Source organism: Aquiluna sp. KACHI24, from assembly GCF_025997915.1.
Taxonomy (GTDB): Bacteria; Actinomycetota; Actinomycetes; order Actinomycetales; family Microbacteriaceae; genus Aquiluna.
Genome location: NZ_AP026677.1, coordinates 188746 through 202186, shown reverse-complemented (window position 1 = coordinate 202186; position 13441 = coordinate 188746). Strand labels below are relative to the sequence as shown.

Below are 13441 nucleotides of genomic sequence, written 5' to 3'. Positions count from 1 at the left end.
GTTTTCGCTTTGGGAGGACTATGGCCCTCCATCGCCCTTCGTCCCGCAAGTTCCTGCCAGGCGACTCAAGCCACAATCGCATTCCCTCTCCAATAAGCCTCTTGGCCGACCAAAAGGCATGCTCACAGAATTAAGAAATCCCTCCCCCGGTTGCCCGGAGGAGGGATTTACTTTTGTCTAGCGGACTAGAACTTAGCCACGGATGGTGCTTGGCTTGTTGTTCTCGTCGAACTGCTGGATCAGGATGTTACCGTCAGTTGGGTCTCCGACCTCGTTGAAGGTAACTGCGCCTGAAGGACCGTCGTAGTCGGCGGTGCCACCAGCGGCAATGATGTCAGCACACTCAGCGAAGCTGGTGCACTTCTGGCCCTCACCGGAACCACCAGAAACTTCCTGGAGCTTCGCGGAGATGTTTGCACCCTGGGTGCTACGAGCCTCTAGAGCTGCTAGAGCTAGCAGAACTACAGCGTCGTATGACTCAGGACCGTAAGCAGCGAGCTGTAGAGGCTCGTTGCCACGTGCTTGCCAGTTCTCGTCCATCTTCTTTAGGAAGTCGCCGATCTTTGACTCGTTAACACCTGGGTAGGTACCCTTTGCACCGGTTAGGGTGCCAGCTGGGAAGTCTGCTGAGTAGTCGGTTAGGTTACCGTCAACAAAGTAGAGGTTCTCTGCAGGGAACTGAGATACCAGCTGAGGAACGATGGTCTTTGCCTCGTCGAAGGTGATCAGAACGATTGCGTCTGGGTCTCCGGCAAGTGCCTCGTTGATCTGGCTGGTGAAGTTGGTGTCACCGGTGTTGTAGGTAGGTGCAGCTAGAACCTCGCCACCAGCTGCCTCGAAGGCGGTGGTAACGAACTCAGCTAGACCGGTTCCGTAGGAGTCGTTCAGAACGATCATCGAGATCTTCTGGTGTCCGTCCTCAGCGATTAGGTTTCCTAGAACCTCACCCTGTAGCACGTCAGAAGGTGCGGTACGGAAGTACAGACCCTTGTCCTCGTAAGAGGTGAATGCAGCAGAGGTGTTTGCTGGGGAGAACTGAACTACACACTCAGCGATCACGCGGTCGATGAACTGTAGTGAGGTACCGGAAGACGCAGCACCCACGATTGCCTGAACACCTGCGTTCAGTAGACGTGGGATCTCGGTGTCGTAGGCCTTGTTGTCGGTGTCACCGGAGTCGCCCCAGGTTAGGTCGATGGTGATGCCCTTGCCAGCAGCGTTGATCTCGTCAACTGCGAGTGCAACACCGGCCTCCTCAGGTGGGCCGAGGAATGCGAGGTTACCGGTCTGAGGTAGTGCAGTACCTAGCTTTAGTACTAGGTCTCCGCTCTGCTCAGGACCAAGCTCACAACCGCCAGCGGTGGTGGTCGCGCTGCAACCAGTTAGAACGGCTGCGCCAAGTGCGAAAACACCAGCTGCAGCAACGCTCTTCATGGCAAAGCGTGACTTCTTCGTAGATTCAGTCATTCTTGCTCCTTGAAATAGCAATATAAAGGCAAGCCAGAATCGTCGACTCTGACCGCTTTCTACAGCTTAGCCACGCCAGCGCACTTGGCTAGAGCCGATTTCGAAGAAGATTCGGCGATTCAGAATTTTCGATTCGAAATCCGTTGCATTTATGTTTTGAAAATGTCCAAATAGTAATTTTTGGATTCAATCCACTTCGGATTCAGTTGTTCAGACCCCTTTGTTAGCGGTATGTAACAATTCCGTTTCAGCGTTTCGAATGTTGCCTTCTGTTTCCTAGTGCATCGAGTGAGAGCACGACAAGAGATACCCAGACCAAGCCAAAACCAATCCACCTGACAGCCGGCATCGGTTCTTGCAAAATAAAGAAGGCGGTCAAAAACTGCAGGGTCGGAGTCAGGTACTGAATAAAACCGATTGAGCTGAGCGGAATCCTCGATGCCGCAGCTCCAAACAAGATCAGTGGAACTGCTGTGAGGATGCCGAAGGCAACCAACACCGAGAACTCCCAAACTCCACTGAAGAGCATGATTGGGGTTGAAGCCGCAACCACGGCAAATTGAATAATCGCAATCGGCATCACCAAAGCGGATTCAATCGCAAAGGATTGCAGTGCCTTGACCTTGCCACCAACCTTGTTTTTCGCTAGCGAGTAGATAGCAAAGCTGAGCGCCAAAACGAATGCAATCCAGGGTGGTCGGCCGTAGTCAAAGGTAAGGACCAGAACCGCCACCAACCCGAGCCCCAGCGCAATCCACTGATTTCGGCGAAGGCGCTCACCGAGGAATACGACCGCAAAAACAATCGTGATCAGGGGGTTGATGAAATAGCCGAGCGAAGTCTCAATGGTGTTCTTGGTCGCTACGGCTACAACATAGGTTTCCCAGTTGATGAAAATAAAAATTGCAGCTACTAATAACCAGCGAAGACGTTTGGGGTTTCGGATAAGTTCGACCACCTCACCCCAACCACGTGTGATTGTCAGAAGCAGCGCTGCAAAACCAAATCCAAACACCACTCGCCAAACCACAACCTCAAACGGATTGGCAAAAGTCGATGCGGTGATGATGAGTGGGAAAGAGCCCCAGATTAGATATGCCGAAACCCCCAGGAGTAAACCAGTGGTGAGCTTCGACGCTTTGGGCACGGCCTAACTCTAGCGCTAATAGAAAAGGCGGCCCCGAGGGGCCGCCTTTTGCATAATGCTCTGTTTAGCGCTCGATGATCGCTAGTACGTCGCGAGCAGAGAGCACTAGGTACTCCTTGCCTTCGTACTTCAGCTCGGTGCCGCCGTACTTTGAGAAGATGACACGGTCGCCAACCTTCACGTCGACTGGAATGCGAGCACCAGCCTCGTTGAAGCGGCCTGGGCCAACTGCAATAACCTCAGCCTCCTGTGGCTTCTCCTTTGCGGTGTCTGGAATAACCAGACCGGATGCAGTTACCTGCTCTGCCTCAACTGGACGAACAACAATTCGATCTTCGAGTGGCTTGATAGAAACCGACACTTTGACCTCTTCTTTTCTAAAGATTTGTCTTTAGCAAACTCGGGATGCGAGTGCTAATAAAAGATTAGAACCTAATTAGCACTCAGTCAAGGCGAGTGCTAGTGATTTGCCGATAGCGTTGAGATATGAGCCAAGTTGACAGGTTGCTAACTCCTCAGGGGTTTGCACTGTTGCGCTCTTTGGAAGCTCAGGATCTGAAATCAGACCCAATCAAGCTCATTGAAAAACTTCGCAAAGCCGGTCACGATCCAGAGTTGGTTTCACAGGTTCTAACCCAACTAAAGCTCAGGTCCCGAGCCACTTCTAAGTTTGGCGAATTTGCAGAGCAAATGCTCTTCACTGAGCCTGGGTTGGAACAGGCAACCAGGCTGAGCGTCGCCGCTCACCATGCGGGTCGGTTTTTAGAGGCCCGAGTTAGCTCTGTTACTGACCTGGGTTGCGGCATTGGTGCTGACGCACTTGCCTTTGCAGCCGCGGGGCTGAAGGTAGTTGGGGTTGAACGCGATGAGGCTACCGCAGCCCTTGCCAGTTTCAACCTGGCGAGCTTTGAAAACGCAGTGGTAGTGCATGGTGATGCCACCGAGCATGAAATCACAACCCAAGGGCTGTGGTTTGATCCAGCTAGGCGAGACCTTTCACACACCGGAGAGCGGCACAAAGTTCTATCGCCGGAAGATTTCACGCCAAATTTGAACTGGGTTTTTGACCTCGCCAGAACTAAGCCCAGCGGAGTCAAACTTGGACCGGCATTCCCATTAGACCTGATCCCCGAAGATGCCCATGCCGAATGGGTCTCGCACTCGGGAGATTTAGTTGAACTAGCGCTTTGGTTTGGTATGGGACGCGAGGGTCAGCGCAGTGCACTTCAGATTGGCCAGCAAAGTCATCGGTATTCGGCCATGGAGATCGTGCTAGCCGAGCTTGGCTCGCTGGATCGATACCTGTATGAGCCGGATCCCGCGATGATTCGATCGGGCCTGATGGGTAACCTCGCTAACGAGTTGGGACTTAGGACCTTCAGTTCCGGGATCGCCTACCTGAGCTCTGCCACCAAAGTGAACTCCCCCTGGCTCAAGGGTTTTGAGGTGATTGCAGCATTGCCACTCGATGAGAAGAAGATTGCGAGTTGGTGCCGAGAGCACGAGATTGGGGTCTTAGAAATCAAAAAGCGCGGAGTGGACACAACTCCAGAGCAGCTTCGACCAAAGCTTCGACTTAAAGGAACAGGCACCGCCACCTTGGTTCTCACCAAAGTAGGCGGTGCCCGTCAAGCACTTTTCTGTCAGCCCATTCGCTAGATGGCTCTCCTAGCGAAGTGACTATCGATCACGCCACATGTGCATGCCGTCGAATCCGCGTTGGAATTCGAAGAACTCAGGTCCACCCGGCTGGAGTCCGAGAACACCTGAGTAGATCAGTGCTTTAGAGATAACACCCAGCGCTACGAAAATAATCCAGAACGCAATGTGGAGATATCCGACTACCAAACCTGCAATTGCTAGCCCTCTACCACTCTCGCCACTGCGCTTGAGCTGAGCCAGCGAAACGTGACCGGTGATCACCGCAATCAATGCACCGACGCCGCTGATGGCGGCTGCTAAGGAGACCACCGCAAGGGTGTTCAGCCTGGTGAAGTCAAACTTCTCTTTTTGCTGCGGAGTTGAAACTTCTGGCTCCTGAGCCACAGGTTCGGATTCTTTTTTGTCTGCCATTTGAAAACTTCTTTCTGTCCGTCGGACAGGACAAGTAAAGTCCTCAAAACTGGAAGTTGTTTGGAAGAAAGCTGGGAGAAACTAGGGAGTCTGAACCGTGGTCACTTCAAGGGTTGATTCAGCTCCGAAGCCCAGTGAGCTTGGCTTATGACCAGCCATAACTAGTTGGGCACCCAAAGAGGCGATCATCGCACCGTTGTCGGTGCAGAGTGAGAAGCGCGGAATCCTCAGCTCAATCCCTGCCGCGTTGCAGCGCTCGGTGGCAACTTCACGCAATCTCGCATTCGCAACCACGCCACCACCCAGAAGTAGTCGTTTCACGCCATGTAGCTCGCAGGCATCTAAAGCCTTGGTTAGCAGCACGTCAACAACGGCCTCCCTGAATGAGGCTGCTACGTCGGACGGGTTGATCTCTAGCCCATCATGCTCTGCCTTTTCCACGTAGCGAGCGACCGCCGTCTTGAGGCCAGAAAACGAGAAATCAAAGCGGTGCTTGGCCATGTCCTTGGGAAGCGATAGACCGCGTGGAAAGCGGATGGCTTTCGGGTCTCCGCTCTGGGCAAGTTTGTCAATCTGTGGACCACCGGGGTAGGGCAACCCAAGCACGCGTGCCACCTTGTCAAAAGCTTCACCGGCGGCATCATCAATGGTCTCGCCCAACAGCTGAGCATCACCCAAGAGATCTCTGACCAGCAACAGTGAGGTGTGGCCGCCAGATACCAACAGAGCAATCGTTGGAAGTTGAACGTAACCGCGCTCTAAAACATCGGCACCAACGTGGCCAATCAAGTGATTCACCGCATAGATCGGTTTATTGTGCGCGAGTGCAAGACCCTTGGCAGCCCCAATTCCAACCATCAACGCCCCAGCCAAGCCAGGCCCGTTTGCTACGGCAATAGCGTCGATGTCTCGCATCGCCACCCCGGCCTCACCGAGGGCCTTTTCCAAAGTCGGCTTAATCGCCTCAAGGTGAGCGCGGGCCGCGACCTCGGGGACAACTCCCCCATATTTTGAGTGCTCGTCCATCGAGCTGTGCAGGGCATTTGCAAGCAGGCGATTGCCGCGAACGATCCCGACTCCGGTCTCATCGCAGGTGCTCTCGATACCAAGAACCAGTGGCTGGTGAATCTTGAGGCGCATGATCAGGGCATCAACATCATCGGGTTGGTAGTAGCGTTTGCGAACATCGATGCGCTCAAAACCAATTGACTTATAGAGCCCGATTGCCACCTCGTTGTCCACTCTGACCTCGAGCAATACCTGCTCTGAACCAAGTGCCTGAGCCTTGGCCAAAAGCTCTGTCATCAGGCGCTTGCCTAAGCCCTGGCCACGAGCTTGCTCCGCGATGGCGATGGTTTGGATGTCGGAACTAAACGACCCTGGGATCGTGCTCAGCCCGGCATAGCCAACTAAATAACCATCGAATAACCCAACGTACTCACAGTTAGATGAGTCCAGCTCAGCACTCATTGACTCAGCGCTCCAGGCATCAGAGGGAAACGATGAGTGCTCAAGCTGCATCACCGCATCCAGATCAGCACTCGTGAGTTTTCGAATTTCCACTAAGCGCTCACCTTCTTTCCTGGCGAGGGCGAAACATCTGGAGAACGCAGATACAAAGCCGAGGTGTCGCTGAGATCGATGCCCTTTGACAAGGCATGCTCCGCATACACTCCGAGCAATCCAGCATCGCACCTGGCAGTAATCGATTGGTAGTCGGCAAACTGCTCAAGCTCTTGGGGGCCTAAAACACTCGGGCCAAACACCCGCTCGCCAGCCTGATAGGCAGCGACGAATAACTCACGCCGCTTGGCATCAGAGCTGAGCACAAATTTGCCATCGCCCAGCGAATGGGCAACCGCGTCCAAAACCATAACTCCGTAAGCCGGGATTCCAAGTGCACCTGAGATACCAAGGCCCGCCGCCATACCAACTCGCAGCCCGGTGTATGGGGCTGGGCCGCGCCCCAAAACCACAGCGGTGATCTCACTCATGTCTACTGATGCCTCGGCGAGCGCCGCCTGTATGGCGAGACCAACATTTTCGGCATGACCAAAGGGGTCATCAAACACTGAAATTGAGCGAACCCCATTTGAGATGACTGCGGCTGAGGTGCCAGCAGAGGTGTCAATCGCGAGAAGCAATCTCCACCCCCTCCCAGCGTGAACCGTTACCCAAAATTGAGACTTCGCGCACATCGTCTAAAGCAGTGCGATCGATGTTCACAGTTAGCCAATGATCGGCAATGCCATCGACATAGTCCCTGGCCCACTCCACAACCACGATCGAGTTTGCAAAATCGATATCTAGATCATCGAGCTCGAGCGCGGACTGCAGCCTATAGGCATCAACGTGAACCAGCTTCGGTCCAGCGGTTGTTCGATGGGTCCTGGCCAAAACGAAGGTAGGAGATTGGACCGTGCCCTGAGCGCCAAGGCCCTCACCTATCCCTCGAGTGAGAGTGGTTTTGCCTGCACCAAGTGGTCCGTTCAGTAGCACTAGATCACCGGCACTGAGGACACCGGCGATTTGAATACCCAGTTCGTGCATTTGATCTGGGTCAGAGATAACAAACTTCATCGCTGAATGTAAACCCGATCAGCGCGACCACCAATCCTGGTGACAATCTCATAGTTGATGGTTCCAGCACTCTGCGCCAAGAGCTCAACCGGGACCCTCTCACCAAAGATCTCAACCTTGGTACCAAGTGGATACTCGTCATCGCCCAGGTCGATCAAGAACTGGTCCATCGCAACTCGGCCGACAACCGGGTAACGCTTATCAGCTAGGGCGACAAAGTGGCCGACTGAGACCCTCGGCATTCCCTCGGAGTAACCAAATGGCACCAGCGCGATGTTCGTGTCTTGCGCTGGTCGGAATCGATAGCCGTAGGAAACCCCTTGGCCTTTTGAGATGCGCTTTAGGTTGATGATTTCGGCGTGGGCAGACATTGCTGGAGACAGCCAATCAACTGCGCGGTCCTCAAATGGTGAAAGCCCATATAAGCCGATACCAATGCGCACCATGTCCAGGTGCATTTGGGGATAATCGATAAAGCCTGCGGTTGCTGCCAGGTGGCGCTGCAAGATTGTGACTCCGTGGCCGCTTGCCAGCTCAGTCGCCTCTTCGAAAAGCGCAAACTGGTTTAGATCATCGGCGGCTGAGGTATTTGAGAGGTGTGAAAACAGACCGAAGATCTCCATGCCTGCGATTCGCTCGAACAGCTTGTGCCAGTCGTCCCTCGCAAATCCATTGCGAGATAGCCCGGTGTCGACCTTGATGTGGATTTTTGCACCAACCGCCAATGCACCCTCAAGCGCATCAAAGGTTGAAATCCCAAGCTCGATATCACTCTGGGCCGCAAGCTCAAAGTCGTCATCTTTGCCAAGAAGCCAACAGATAATCCTTGCCTGGATACCACTGGCGCGAAGGGCGAGCGCTTCATCTAGGTCAGCCACCGCCAAGACATCAACTCCAGCGTGATCCAGTGCAGTTGCAACTTCGTGCATGCCATGGCCGTATCCATTTGCCTTCACTACGGCGCAAACCTCAGCGCTGGTGCGAGCCTTGAAGGCGCGGTAGTTTCTGACCACCGCATCCAGATCCACTCGTATTTCGCGCATCTAGCTAGCCTCCACCACAACAAACGCACTTGCAAGTTCTTGCTCGTGCGAGATGCTGACCAGGTATCGGTAGCCGAGCGCATCTAAGCGCTCTTTGGTTGCACCGAAAAATTCGAACTCTGGCTTGCCGTTGGAGTCCTTTGATAGAGCAATCTCATTCCAGTTCAAAAGCCTTGGATCGCCCAGAGCTTTTGCAATGGCCTCCTTCGCGGCGAATCTAGCCGCTAGGGAGTTGATAGGGAGTGAGTGCTCTGAAAAGTGAAAGAGTCGCTCTTTGAGGGCTGGAGTTCTGGAAAGCGCTTCGCTCAACCGCGAGATTGAACAAAGGTCAGTTCCAACCCCAACAATCACTACTCGACCGTAACGCTCTTTGCCAGATTTCTCGGCTGGTCGACATCTAGACCTTTCGCACTTGATAGCTCAAGAGCGAAGACCTGAAGGGGAATGACCGAAAGCGGAGCTGAGATCATGGGCTGGAGTGCTGGTACGTAGAAGACCTCGTGGGCAAACTTTGCGACCTCGTCATCCCCGCGCTCGGCAATCGCAATTACGCGAGCGCCGCGAGCCTTGATTTCTTGAATGTTCGAAATCACCTTGGAGTGAATCGCATCTGGTGCGCTCTGCGATGGCACCACAACGATGACCGGCTGACCCTCTTCGATAAGAGCGATAGGACCGTGTTTGAGTTCTCCGGCGGCGAAGCCCTCAGCGTGGATATAAGCAAGCTCTTTGAGCTTGAGCGCACCCTCCATCGCAATTGGGAACCCGGTATTGCGGCCAAGGAACAGCACTGACTTGGCATTTGCTAGCTCTTTACCAAGCTCACGCATGCGGTCAACCGATTCCAATACCTCTTTGACTGCGCGCGGCAACTTCAGTAGCTCCTTGCCAAGCTCGTTCAACTCTGGCTGAGGCATGCTCTGTCGAAGTGCGGCAAGCGAAAGAGCGACCAGGTAACCGGCGGTGATTTGAGCGGTGAACGCCTTGGTTGATGCCACAGCAACCTCAGGACCTGCGTGAGTGTAGATGGTTGCATCAGACTCTCTGGCCAAAGTTGCACCCTGGGTGTTGCAGATGCTCAAAACCTTGGCACCGCGCTCCTTGGCGTAGCGAATTGCCATCAAGGTGTCCATGGTCTCACCGGACTGACTGATGGCAACAACCAAGGTCTTGTCGTCAATGACTGGGTCGCGATAGCGCAGCTCATGAGCAAGCTCAACGGTGGTCGGGAGCTTTGCCCACTTTTCGATGGCGTACTTGGCAACCTCACCTGCGTAGGCAGCTGTGCCACAGGCGGTAATGATGATGCGGTTTACATCTTTTAGAGTGTCTAGACCGGCGAATTCGCTCAGCTTCACAGAGCCATCTGAACTCAGACGACCCATCAAGGTGTCCGCAACGGCCTGCGGCTGATCAGCGATTTCCTTAGCCATGAAGGATGACCAGCCACCCTTGGAGGCAGCCGATGCATCCCAGCTCACGGTGAACTCATCGACTTCAACCGGGTTGCCAGCAAAATCAATGACCTTCACAGAGTCGGCACGAAGTTCAACAATCTGATCTTGACCAACTGATGCTGCCCGCTTGGTGTGTTCAACGAAGGCGGCAACATCGCTACCGAGGAAGTTCTCGTGCTCACCAAAACCGATCACCAACGGTGCGTTTCGACGGGCCGCATAAATGACGCCCGGGTGGTCTTCATGAATGCAAAGCAGGGTGAATGCACCGTGAAGCCGGTTGACTACCGATCTGAAGGCGGAGGAGAGATCGCCCGAAGCGTCATACTCGCGAGCAATCAAATGCGCTGCGACCTCGGTGTCAGTTTCCGAGGAAAACTTGACTCCTAGGGAAAGAAGTTCTGACTTCAGCTCGGAGAAGTTCTCGATGATGCCGTTGTGAATCAGCGATAGCTTTTGGTGCGAACCGCCCAGGTGAGGGTGCGCGTTGCCATCAGTCGGTGCACCGTGAGTGGCCCAGCGAGTGTGACCAATACCAATGTGGGCGTCCTTGATGGGGTTCTTTTCTAATTCTTCAACCAGAACCGATAGTTTGCCGGCACGCTTTCTTGTCTGCAGACCGACCTCTGGGTCGATTACTGATACCCCCGCAGAGTCATAGCCTCGATACTCGAGCCTTCGAAGGCCCGAGATTAGAACATCGAGGGAAGACCCTGGACCTACATAGCCCACGATTCCACACATGCGTCTAAATCTACGGCAGAATTACCCCTTGTGAGTGGAGCCCACGGCCTAGAGAGCCTTTCCCCCTACCTTGCAATAGATCGCGAGGACTGGGCGGAGCTTGCCAACTCCAGCGCGTTACCGTTGAGTGAAATCGAAATAGACAACATTCGTGGTCTGGGCGATTTCTTGGACCTGAAAGAGGTCCAGGAGGTTTACCTTCCACTGAGTCAGCTGCTCTCTATCTATGCCTCAAAGACCCAAGAGCTGCATCAGGACACCAGCAACTTTTTTGGCGAGAGGGCGGCGAGAACCCCATTCATCATCGGAGTTGCGGGTTCGGTCGCGGTGGGGAAGTCAACTGTTTCACGCCTTCTGAGAGAGCTGCTGCAGCGCTGGGATGAAACCAAGCACGTTGAACTGGTAACCACCGACGGCTTTCTTTATCCAAACGCTGAGCTTGAGCGCCGCGGAATCATGCACCGCAAGGGATTCCCCGAGAGCTACGACCGTAAGCGCCTGTTGCAGTTTGTCAGCGAGATCAAATCCGGCAAGACGGGCGTCAGTGCACCGGTTTACTCCCACCTCTCTTATGACATCGTCCCCGGCGAGGTAGAGGAAGTCACCACTCCAGATGTTTTGATCCTCGAAGGTCTAAATGTTTTGCAGCCACCCTCAATTGGTCAGGAGTTGGCGCTTAGTGACTTTTTCGATTTCACGATTTTCATTGATGCCGAAATCGCCAACATCGAGACCTGGTACCTAAACCGATTTGAGAAGCTTTGGGAATCAGCCTTCACCAACCCAAAGTCGTATTTCCACCAACTAACCACCGAGCTCACCAAAGATCAGGCCATGGATCGAGCTCGCGGGTTCTGGAAAGACATCAACCTCCCAAACCTCAGAGAGAACATTGAACCCACTCGATCACGAGCAACCCTGGTCATGCAAAAGGGTGAAAACCACCGAGTCGAAAAGGTTCTAATCCGTAAGGTTTAGAAATCAAAGAGCTCGGTTAGAAGGCTCTTCTTCTTTTTCTGACCGTAGTAATACTGTGGTTGCTGCTGCGGCTGCTGAGGCACTGAAGGGGCCGGCTTATAGAACGCCTGCTCGGCATCGATGAGGTGCTCCAACTCACCACGATCTAAAAACACGCCTCGGCACGAGGTGCACTGATCGATGTGGATACCGTTTATTTCGTAGGTGCGCATTCCCGCGCCGCACTTGGGGCAAATCAATTCCATTTGAGCTCCTCAGGAAGGTTTCCGTAATTAACCCCCATGGAGCTGAGAGATTGCTTAGAGGGAGCTGTTTACAAAGCTAACGTTGGCTTTGATAAGAGCCTTGGGCATTCTGGATGCAGCCTGAGCCCTAGCCTCCGAAGCTGAATAGTCAGCCTCAATCTGCTTGAAATGTTCTTCGTCTCCAGCTAGCGATGCCAGCCAGGTGAGCTCAGACTTGTCAGCCGCTAAATACATCCACTCGGCTTTGAAACCAAACTGCTTTCGAATTGGCATGACGTCCCGGTGCACCCAGGCAACGAACTCATCGGCCAGCTGCGGATCTAGCTCGTAGCGACGAAGTTGAAAGGTTTTCAAAGTGCGAGCCTGCGCTCAACAAGTAGAGCAATCCGATCAGCCCAGCTCTGGGCGGTGCCCTGATCTGAAGCTTCCACCATCACGCGAACCAGATTCTCGGTTCCCGAAGCACGAAGTAGTACTCGACCTCGGTCACCCAATTCTTCACTGGCCTGCAATACCAGGGCCTGCAACTCAGGATCTGAGTCGACCTTCGACTTATCAACCCCTGGGACATTGACCAAGACCTGTGGGAAGTTAGGCATAACCGCAACCAATTCGCGCAGCGACTTACCCGTTGCAGCCACCTGTGCGGCCAGGTGAAGACCCGTCAAGACTCCGTCACCGGTAGTTGCATACTGCGAGAAGATGATGTGGCCTGACTGCTCTCCACCGAGGGAGTAACCACCCTCGCGCATTGCTTCAAGAACGTAGCGATCGCCGACCTTGGTGTCGATGATTCCAATACCGGCATTCTGCATAGCAATCTTCAAACCGAGATTGCTCATGACGGTGGTAACCAGGGTGTTCCTAGCTAGCTGACCTGAGTTCTTTAGCGCCAGGGCTAGCACGGTCATGATGTGATCACCATCAACGATGGCTCCGGTGTGGTCAACGGCCAGGCACCGGTCCGCATCGCCATCGTGCGCAATGCCAAGGTCGGCACCGTGTGCAACCACTGCCGCCTGCAAAGCAGAGAGGTGAGTGGAACCGCAGCCCTGGTTGATGTTATTTCCATCTGGGTCATTGCCAATGGTGATGACCTTGGCCCCGGCGTCAGAGAATGCCTGAGGAGAGATTGCACTGGCTGCGCCATTTGCGCAGTCGAGGACAACCTTCACTCCATCCAGGCGATGTGGGATGGTGCCCAAGAGGTGAAGCAGGTAGCGGTCCTCGGCGTCTGCGAATCTGGTGACTCGCCCAACCTCGGAACCGATTGGAGTGAGGGCGCTGCCCAGCGCTGCTTCAATCTTGTCCTCGGTGGCATCGGGAAGCTTGTGACCACCGCGTGAGAAGAACTTGATTCCGTTATCGGGAGCGGAGTTGTGGCTGGCAGAAATCATGACACCGAAGTCAGCATCGAGATCAGCGGTCAGGTAGGCAGCTCCTGGCGTTGGAATAACGCCAGCATCGAAAACATCAACGCCGGATGAGGCCAGGCCTGCCGCTACGGCAGCAGAAATAAAGTCGCTTGAGATTCTGGGGTCGTGGCCGATGACCGCTCTAGGGCGATCGCCACGAGAGCGAGCCTCCTCAGAAAGGACAAAAGCCGCAGCCTGCGCTAATTTGAGCGCAAAATCTGCGGTTATGTCCTTGTTAGCGATGCCCCGAACGCCGTCGGTGCCAAATAGCCTGCCCATGGCAGAAGCGTAT

15 protein-coding genes are annotated in these 13441 nt (G+C 54.1%); 2 read left to right on the top strand and 13 right to left on the bottom strand.

Annotation, left to right across the window (positions count from 1 at the left end; genetic code table 11):
- Window positions 1-192 precede the first annotated feature (192 nt).
- The 3 genes from OO713_RS01065 to groES form a co-directional block, all read right to left on the bottom strand.
- Window positions 193-1467, bottom strand: coding sequence for an ABC transporter substrate-binding protein (locus OO713_RS01065; RefSeq protein WP_264785796.1), 1275 nt, complete (start codon window positions 1465-1467; stop codon window positions 193-195).
- 247 nt (window positions 1468-1714) lie between these two features.
- Window positions 1715-2614: an EamA family transporter RarD gene (gene rarD / locus OO713_RS01060; protein ID WP_264785794.1), complete on the bottom strand. Its 900-nt coding sequence runs from the start codon at window positions 2612-2614 to the stop codon at window positions 1715-1717.
- Between the two features lie 64 nt (window positions 2615-2678).
- Window positions 2679-2975 carry a co-chaperone GroES gene (gene groES, locus OO713_RS01055; RefSeq protein ID WP_264785792.1) on the bottom strand — a complete coding sequence of 99 codons (297 nt, stop codon included), beginning with the start codon at window positions 2973-2975 and terminating at the stop codon, window positions 2679-2681.
- Between the two features lie 125 nt (window positions 2976-3100).
- Between groES and OO713_RS01050 the strand changes: the two genes are divergently transcribed.
- On the top strand, window positions 3101-4273 hold the full coding sequence (locus OO713_RS01050) for an SAM-dependent methyltransferase (protein ID WP_264785790.1): 1173 nt from the start codon (window positions 3101-3103) through the stop codon (window positions 4271-4273).
- A gap of 21 nt (window positions 4274-4294) precedes the next feature.
- On the opposite strand, the gene OO713_RS01045 is transcribed toward OO713_RS01050, so the two are convergent.
- From OO713_RS01045 to glmS, 7 genes are all read right to left on the bottom strand, one after another.
- Entirely contained in the window at window positions 4295-4687 is a 393-nt protein-coding gene (locus OO713_RS01045) for a DUF4190 domain-containing protein (RefSeq protein WP_264785788.1), read from the bottom strand.
- Window positions 4688-4768: 81 nt separating this feature from the next.
- Window positions 4769-6250: a tRNA (adenosine(37)-N6)-threonylcarbamoyltransferase complex transferase subunit TsaD gene (gene tsaD, locus OO713_RS01040; protein ID WP_264785787.1), complete on the bottom strand. Its 1482-nt coding sequence runs from the start codon at window positions 6248-6250 to the stop codon at window positions 4769-4771.
- On the bottom strand, window positions 6250-6831 hold the full coding sequence (gene tsaB, locus OO713_RS01035) for a tRNA (adenosine(37)-N6)-threonylcarbamoyltransferase complex dimerization subunit type 1 TsaB (RefSeq protein ID WP_264785786.1): 582 nt from the start codon (window positions 6829-6831) through the stop codon (window positions 6250-6252). Before tsaB ends, tsaD begins: the two co-directional genes overlap by 1 nt.
- Complete coding sequence (tsaE, locus tag OO713_RS01030) at window positions 6815-7267, bottom strand: tRNA (adenosine(37)-N6)-threonylcarbamoyltransferase complex ATPase subunit type 1 TsaE (RefSeq protein WP_264785784.1); 453 nt, start codon at window positions 7265-7267, stop codon at window positions 6815-6817. The genes tsaB and tsaE overlap by 17 nt, the downstream gene beginning before the upstream one ends.
- On the bottom strand, window positions 7264-8310 hold the full coding sequence (gene alr, locus OO713_RS01025) for an alanine racemase (protein WP_264785782.1): 1047 nt from the start codon (window positions 8308-8310) through the stop codon (window positions 7264-7266). Before alr ends, tsaE begins: the two co-directional genes overlap by 4 nt.
- Window positions 8311-8661, bottom strand: a complete 351-nt coding sequence (locus OO713_RS01020; protein ID WP_264785781.1) for a holo-ACP synthase — start codon at window positions 8659-8661, stop codon at window positions 8311-8313.
- Window positions 8661-10511, bottom strand: a complete 1851-nt coding sequence (gene glmS / locus OO713_RS01015) for a glutamine--fructose-6-phosphate transaminase (isomerizing) (protein WP_264785780.1) — start codon at window positions 10509-10511, stop codon at window positions 8661-8663. Before glmS ends, OO713_RS01020 begins: the two co-directional genes overlap by 1 nt.
- A gap of 30 nt (window positions 10512-10541) precedes the next feature.
- Here glmS and coaA point away from each other — a divergent pair, with 30 nt between their 5' ends.
- Window positions 10542-11489: a type I pantothenate kinase gene (gene coaA / locus OO713_RS01010; RefSeq protein ID WP_264785779.1), complete on the top strand. Its 948-nt coding sequence runs from the start codon at window positions 10542-10544 to the stop codon at window positions 11487-11489.
- Here the strand turns inward: coaA and OO713_RS01005 are convergent.
- The 3 genes from OO713_RS01005 to glmM are packed head-to-tail and all read right to left on the bottom strand — an operon-like array spanning window position 11486 to window position 13428.
- Entirely contained in the window at window positions 11486-11734 is a 249-nt protein-coding gene (locus tag OO713_RS01005; protein ID WP_264785778.1) for a zf-TFIIB domain-containing protein, read from the bottom strand. The genes coaA and OO713_RS01005 overlap by 4 nt on opposite strands.
- A 54-nt stretch (window positions 11735-11788) precedes the next feature.
- On the bottom strand, window positions 11789-12088 hold the full coding sequence (locus OO713_RS01000) for a hypothetical protein (protein WP_264785777.1): 300 nt from the start codon (window positions 12086-12088) through the stop codon (window positions 11789-11791).
- Entirely contained in the window at window positions 12085-13428 is a 1344-nt protein-coding gene (glmM, locus tag OO713_RS00995) for a phosphoglucosamine mutase (RefSeq protein WP_264785776.1), read from the bottom strand. The genes OO713_RS01000 and glmM overlap by 4 nt, the downstream gene beginning before the upstream one ends.
- Window positions 13429-13441: the final 13 nt, after the last annotated feature.

What these genes read in the sequence shown, in the direction of transcription:
- glmM (WP_264785776.1), bottom strand. Translation starts at nt 13,428, where the DNA reads ATGGGCAGGCTATTTGGCACCGACGGCGTTCGGGGCATCGCTAACAAG.
- OO713_RS01005 (WP_264785778.1), bottom strand. Translation starts at nt 11,734, where the DNA reads ATGGAATTGATTTGCCCCAAGTGCGGCGCGGGAATGCGCACCTACGAA.
- glmS (WP_264785780.1), bottom strand. Translation starts at nt 10,511, where the DNA reads ATGTGTGGAATCGTGGGCTATGTAGGTCCAGGGTCTTCCCTCGATGTT.
- OO713_RS01050 (WP_264785790.1), top strand. Translation starts at nt 3,101, where the DNA reads ATGAGCCAAGTTGACAGGTTGCTAACTCCTCAGGGGTTTGCACTGTTG.
- OO713_RS01045 (WP_264785788.1), bottom strand. Translation starts at nt 4,687, where the DNA reads ATGGCAGACAAAAAAGAATCCGAACCTGTGGCTCAGGAGCCAGAAGTT.
- OO713_RS01065 (WP_264785796.1), bottom strand. Translation starts at nt 1,467, where the DNA reads ATGACTGAATCTACGAAGAAGTCACGCTTTGCCATGAAGAGCGTTGCT.
- alr (WP_264785782.1), bottom strand. Translation starts at nt 8,310, where the DNA reads ATGCGCGAAATACGAGTGGATCTGGATGCGGTGGTCAGAAACTACCGC.
- tsaE (WP_264785784.1), bottom strand. Translation starts at nt 7,267, where the DNA reads ATGAAGTTTGTTATCTCTGACCCAGATCAAATGCACGAACTGGGTATT.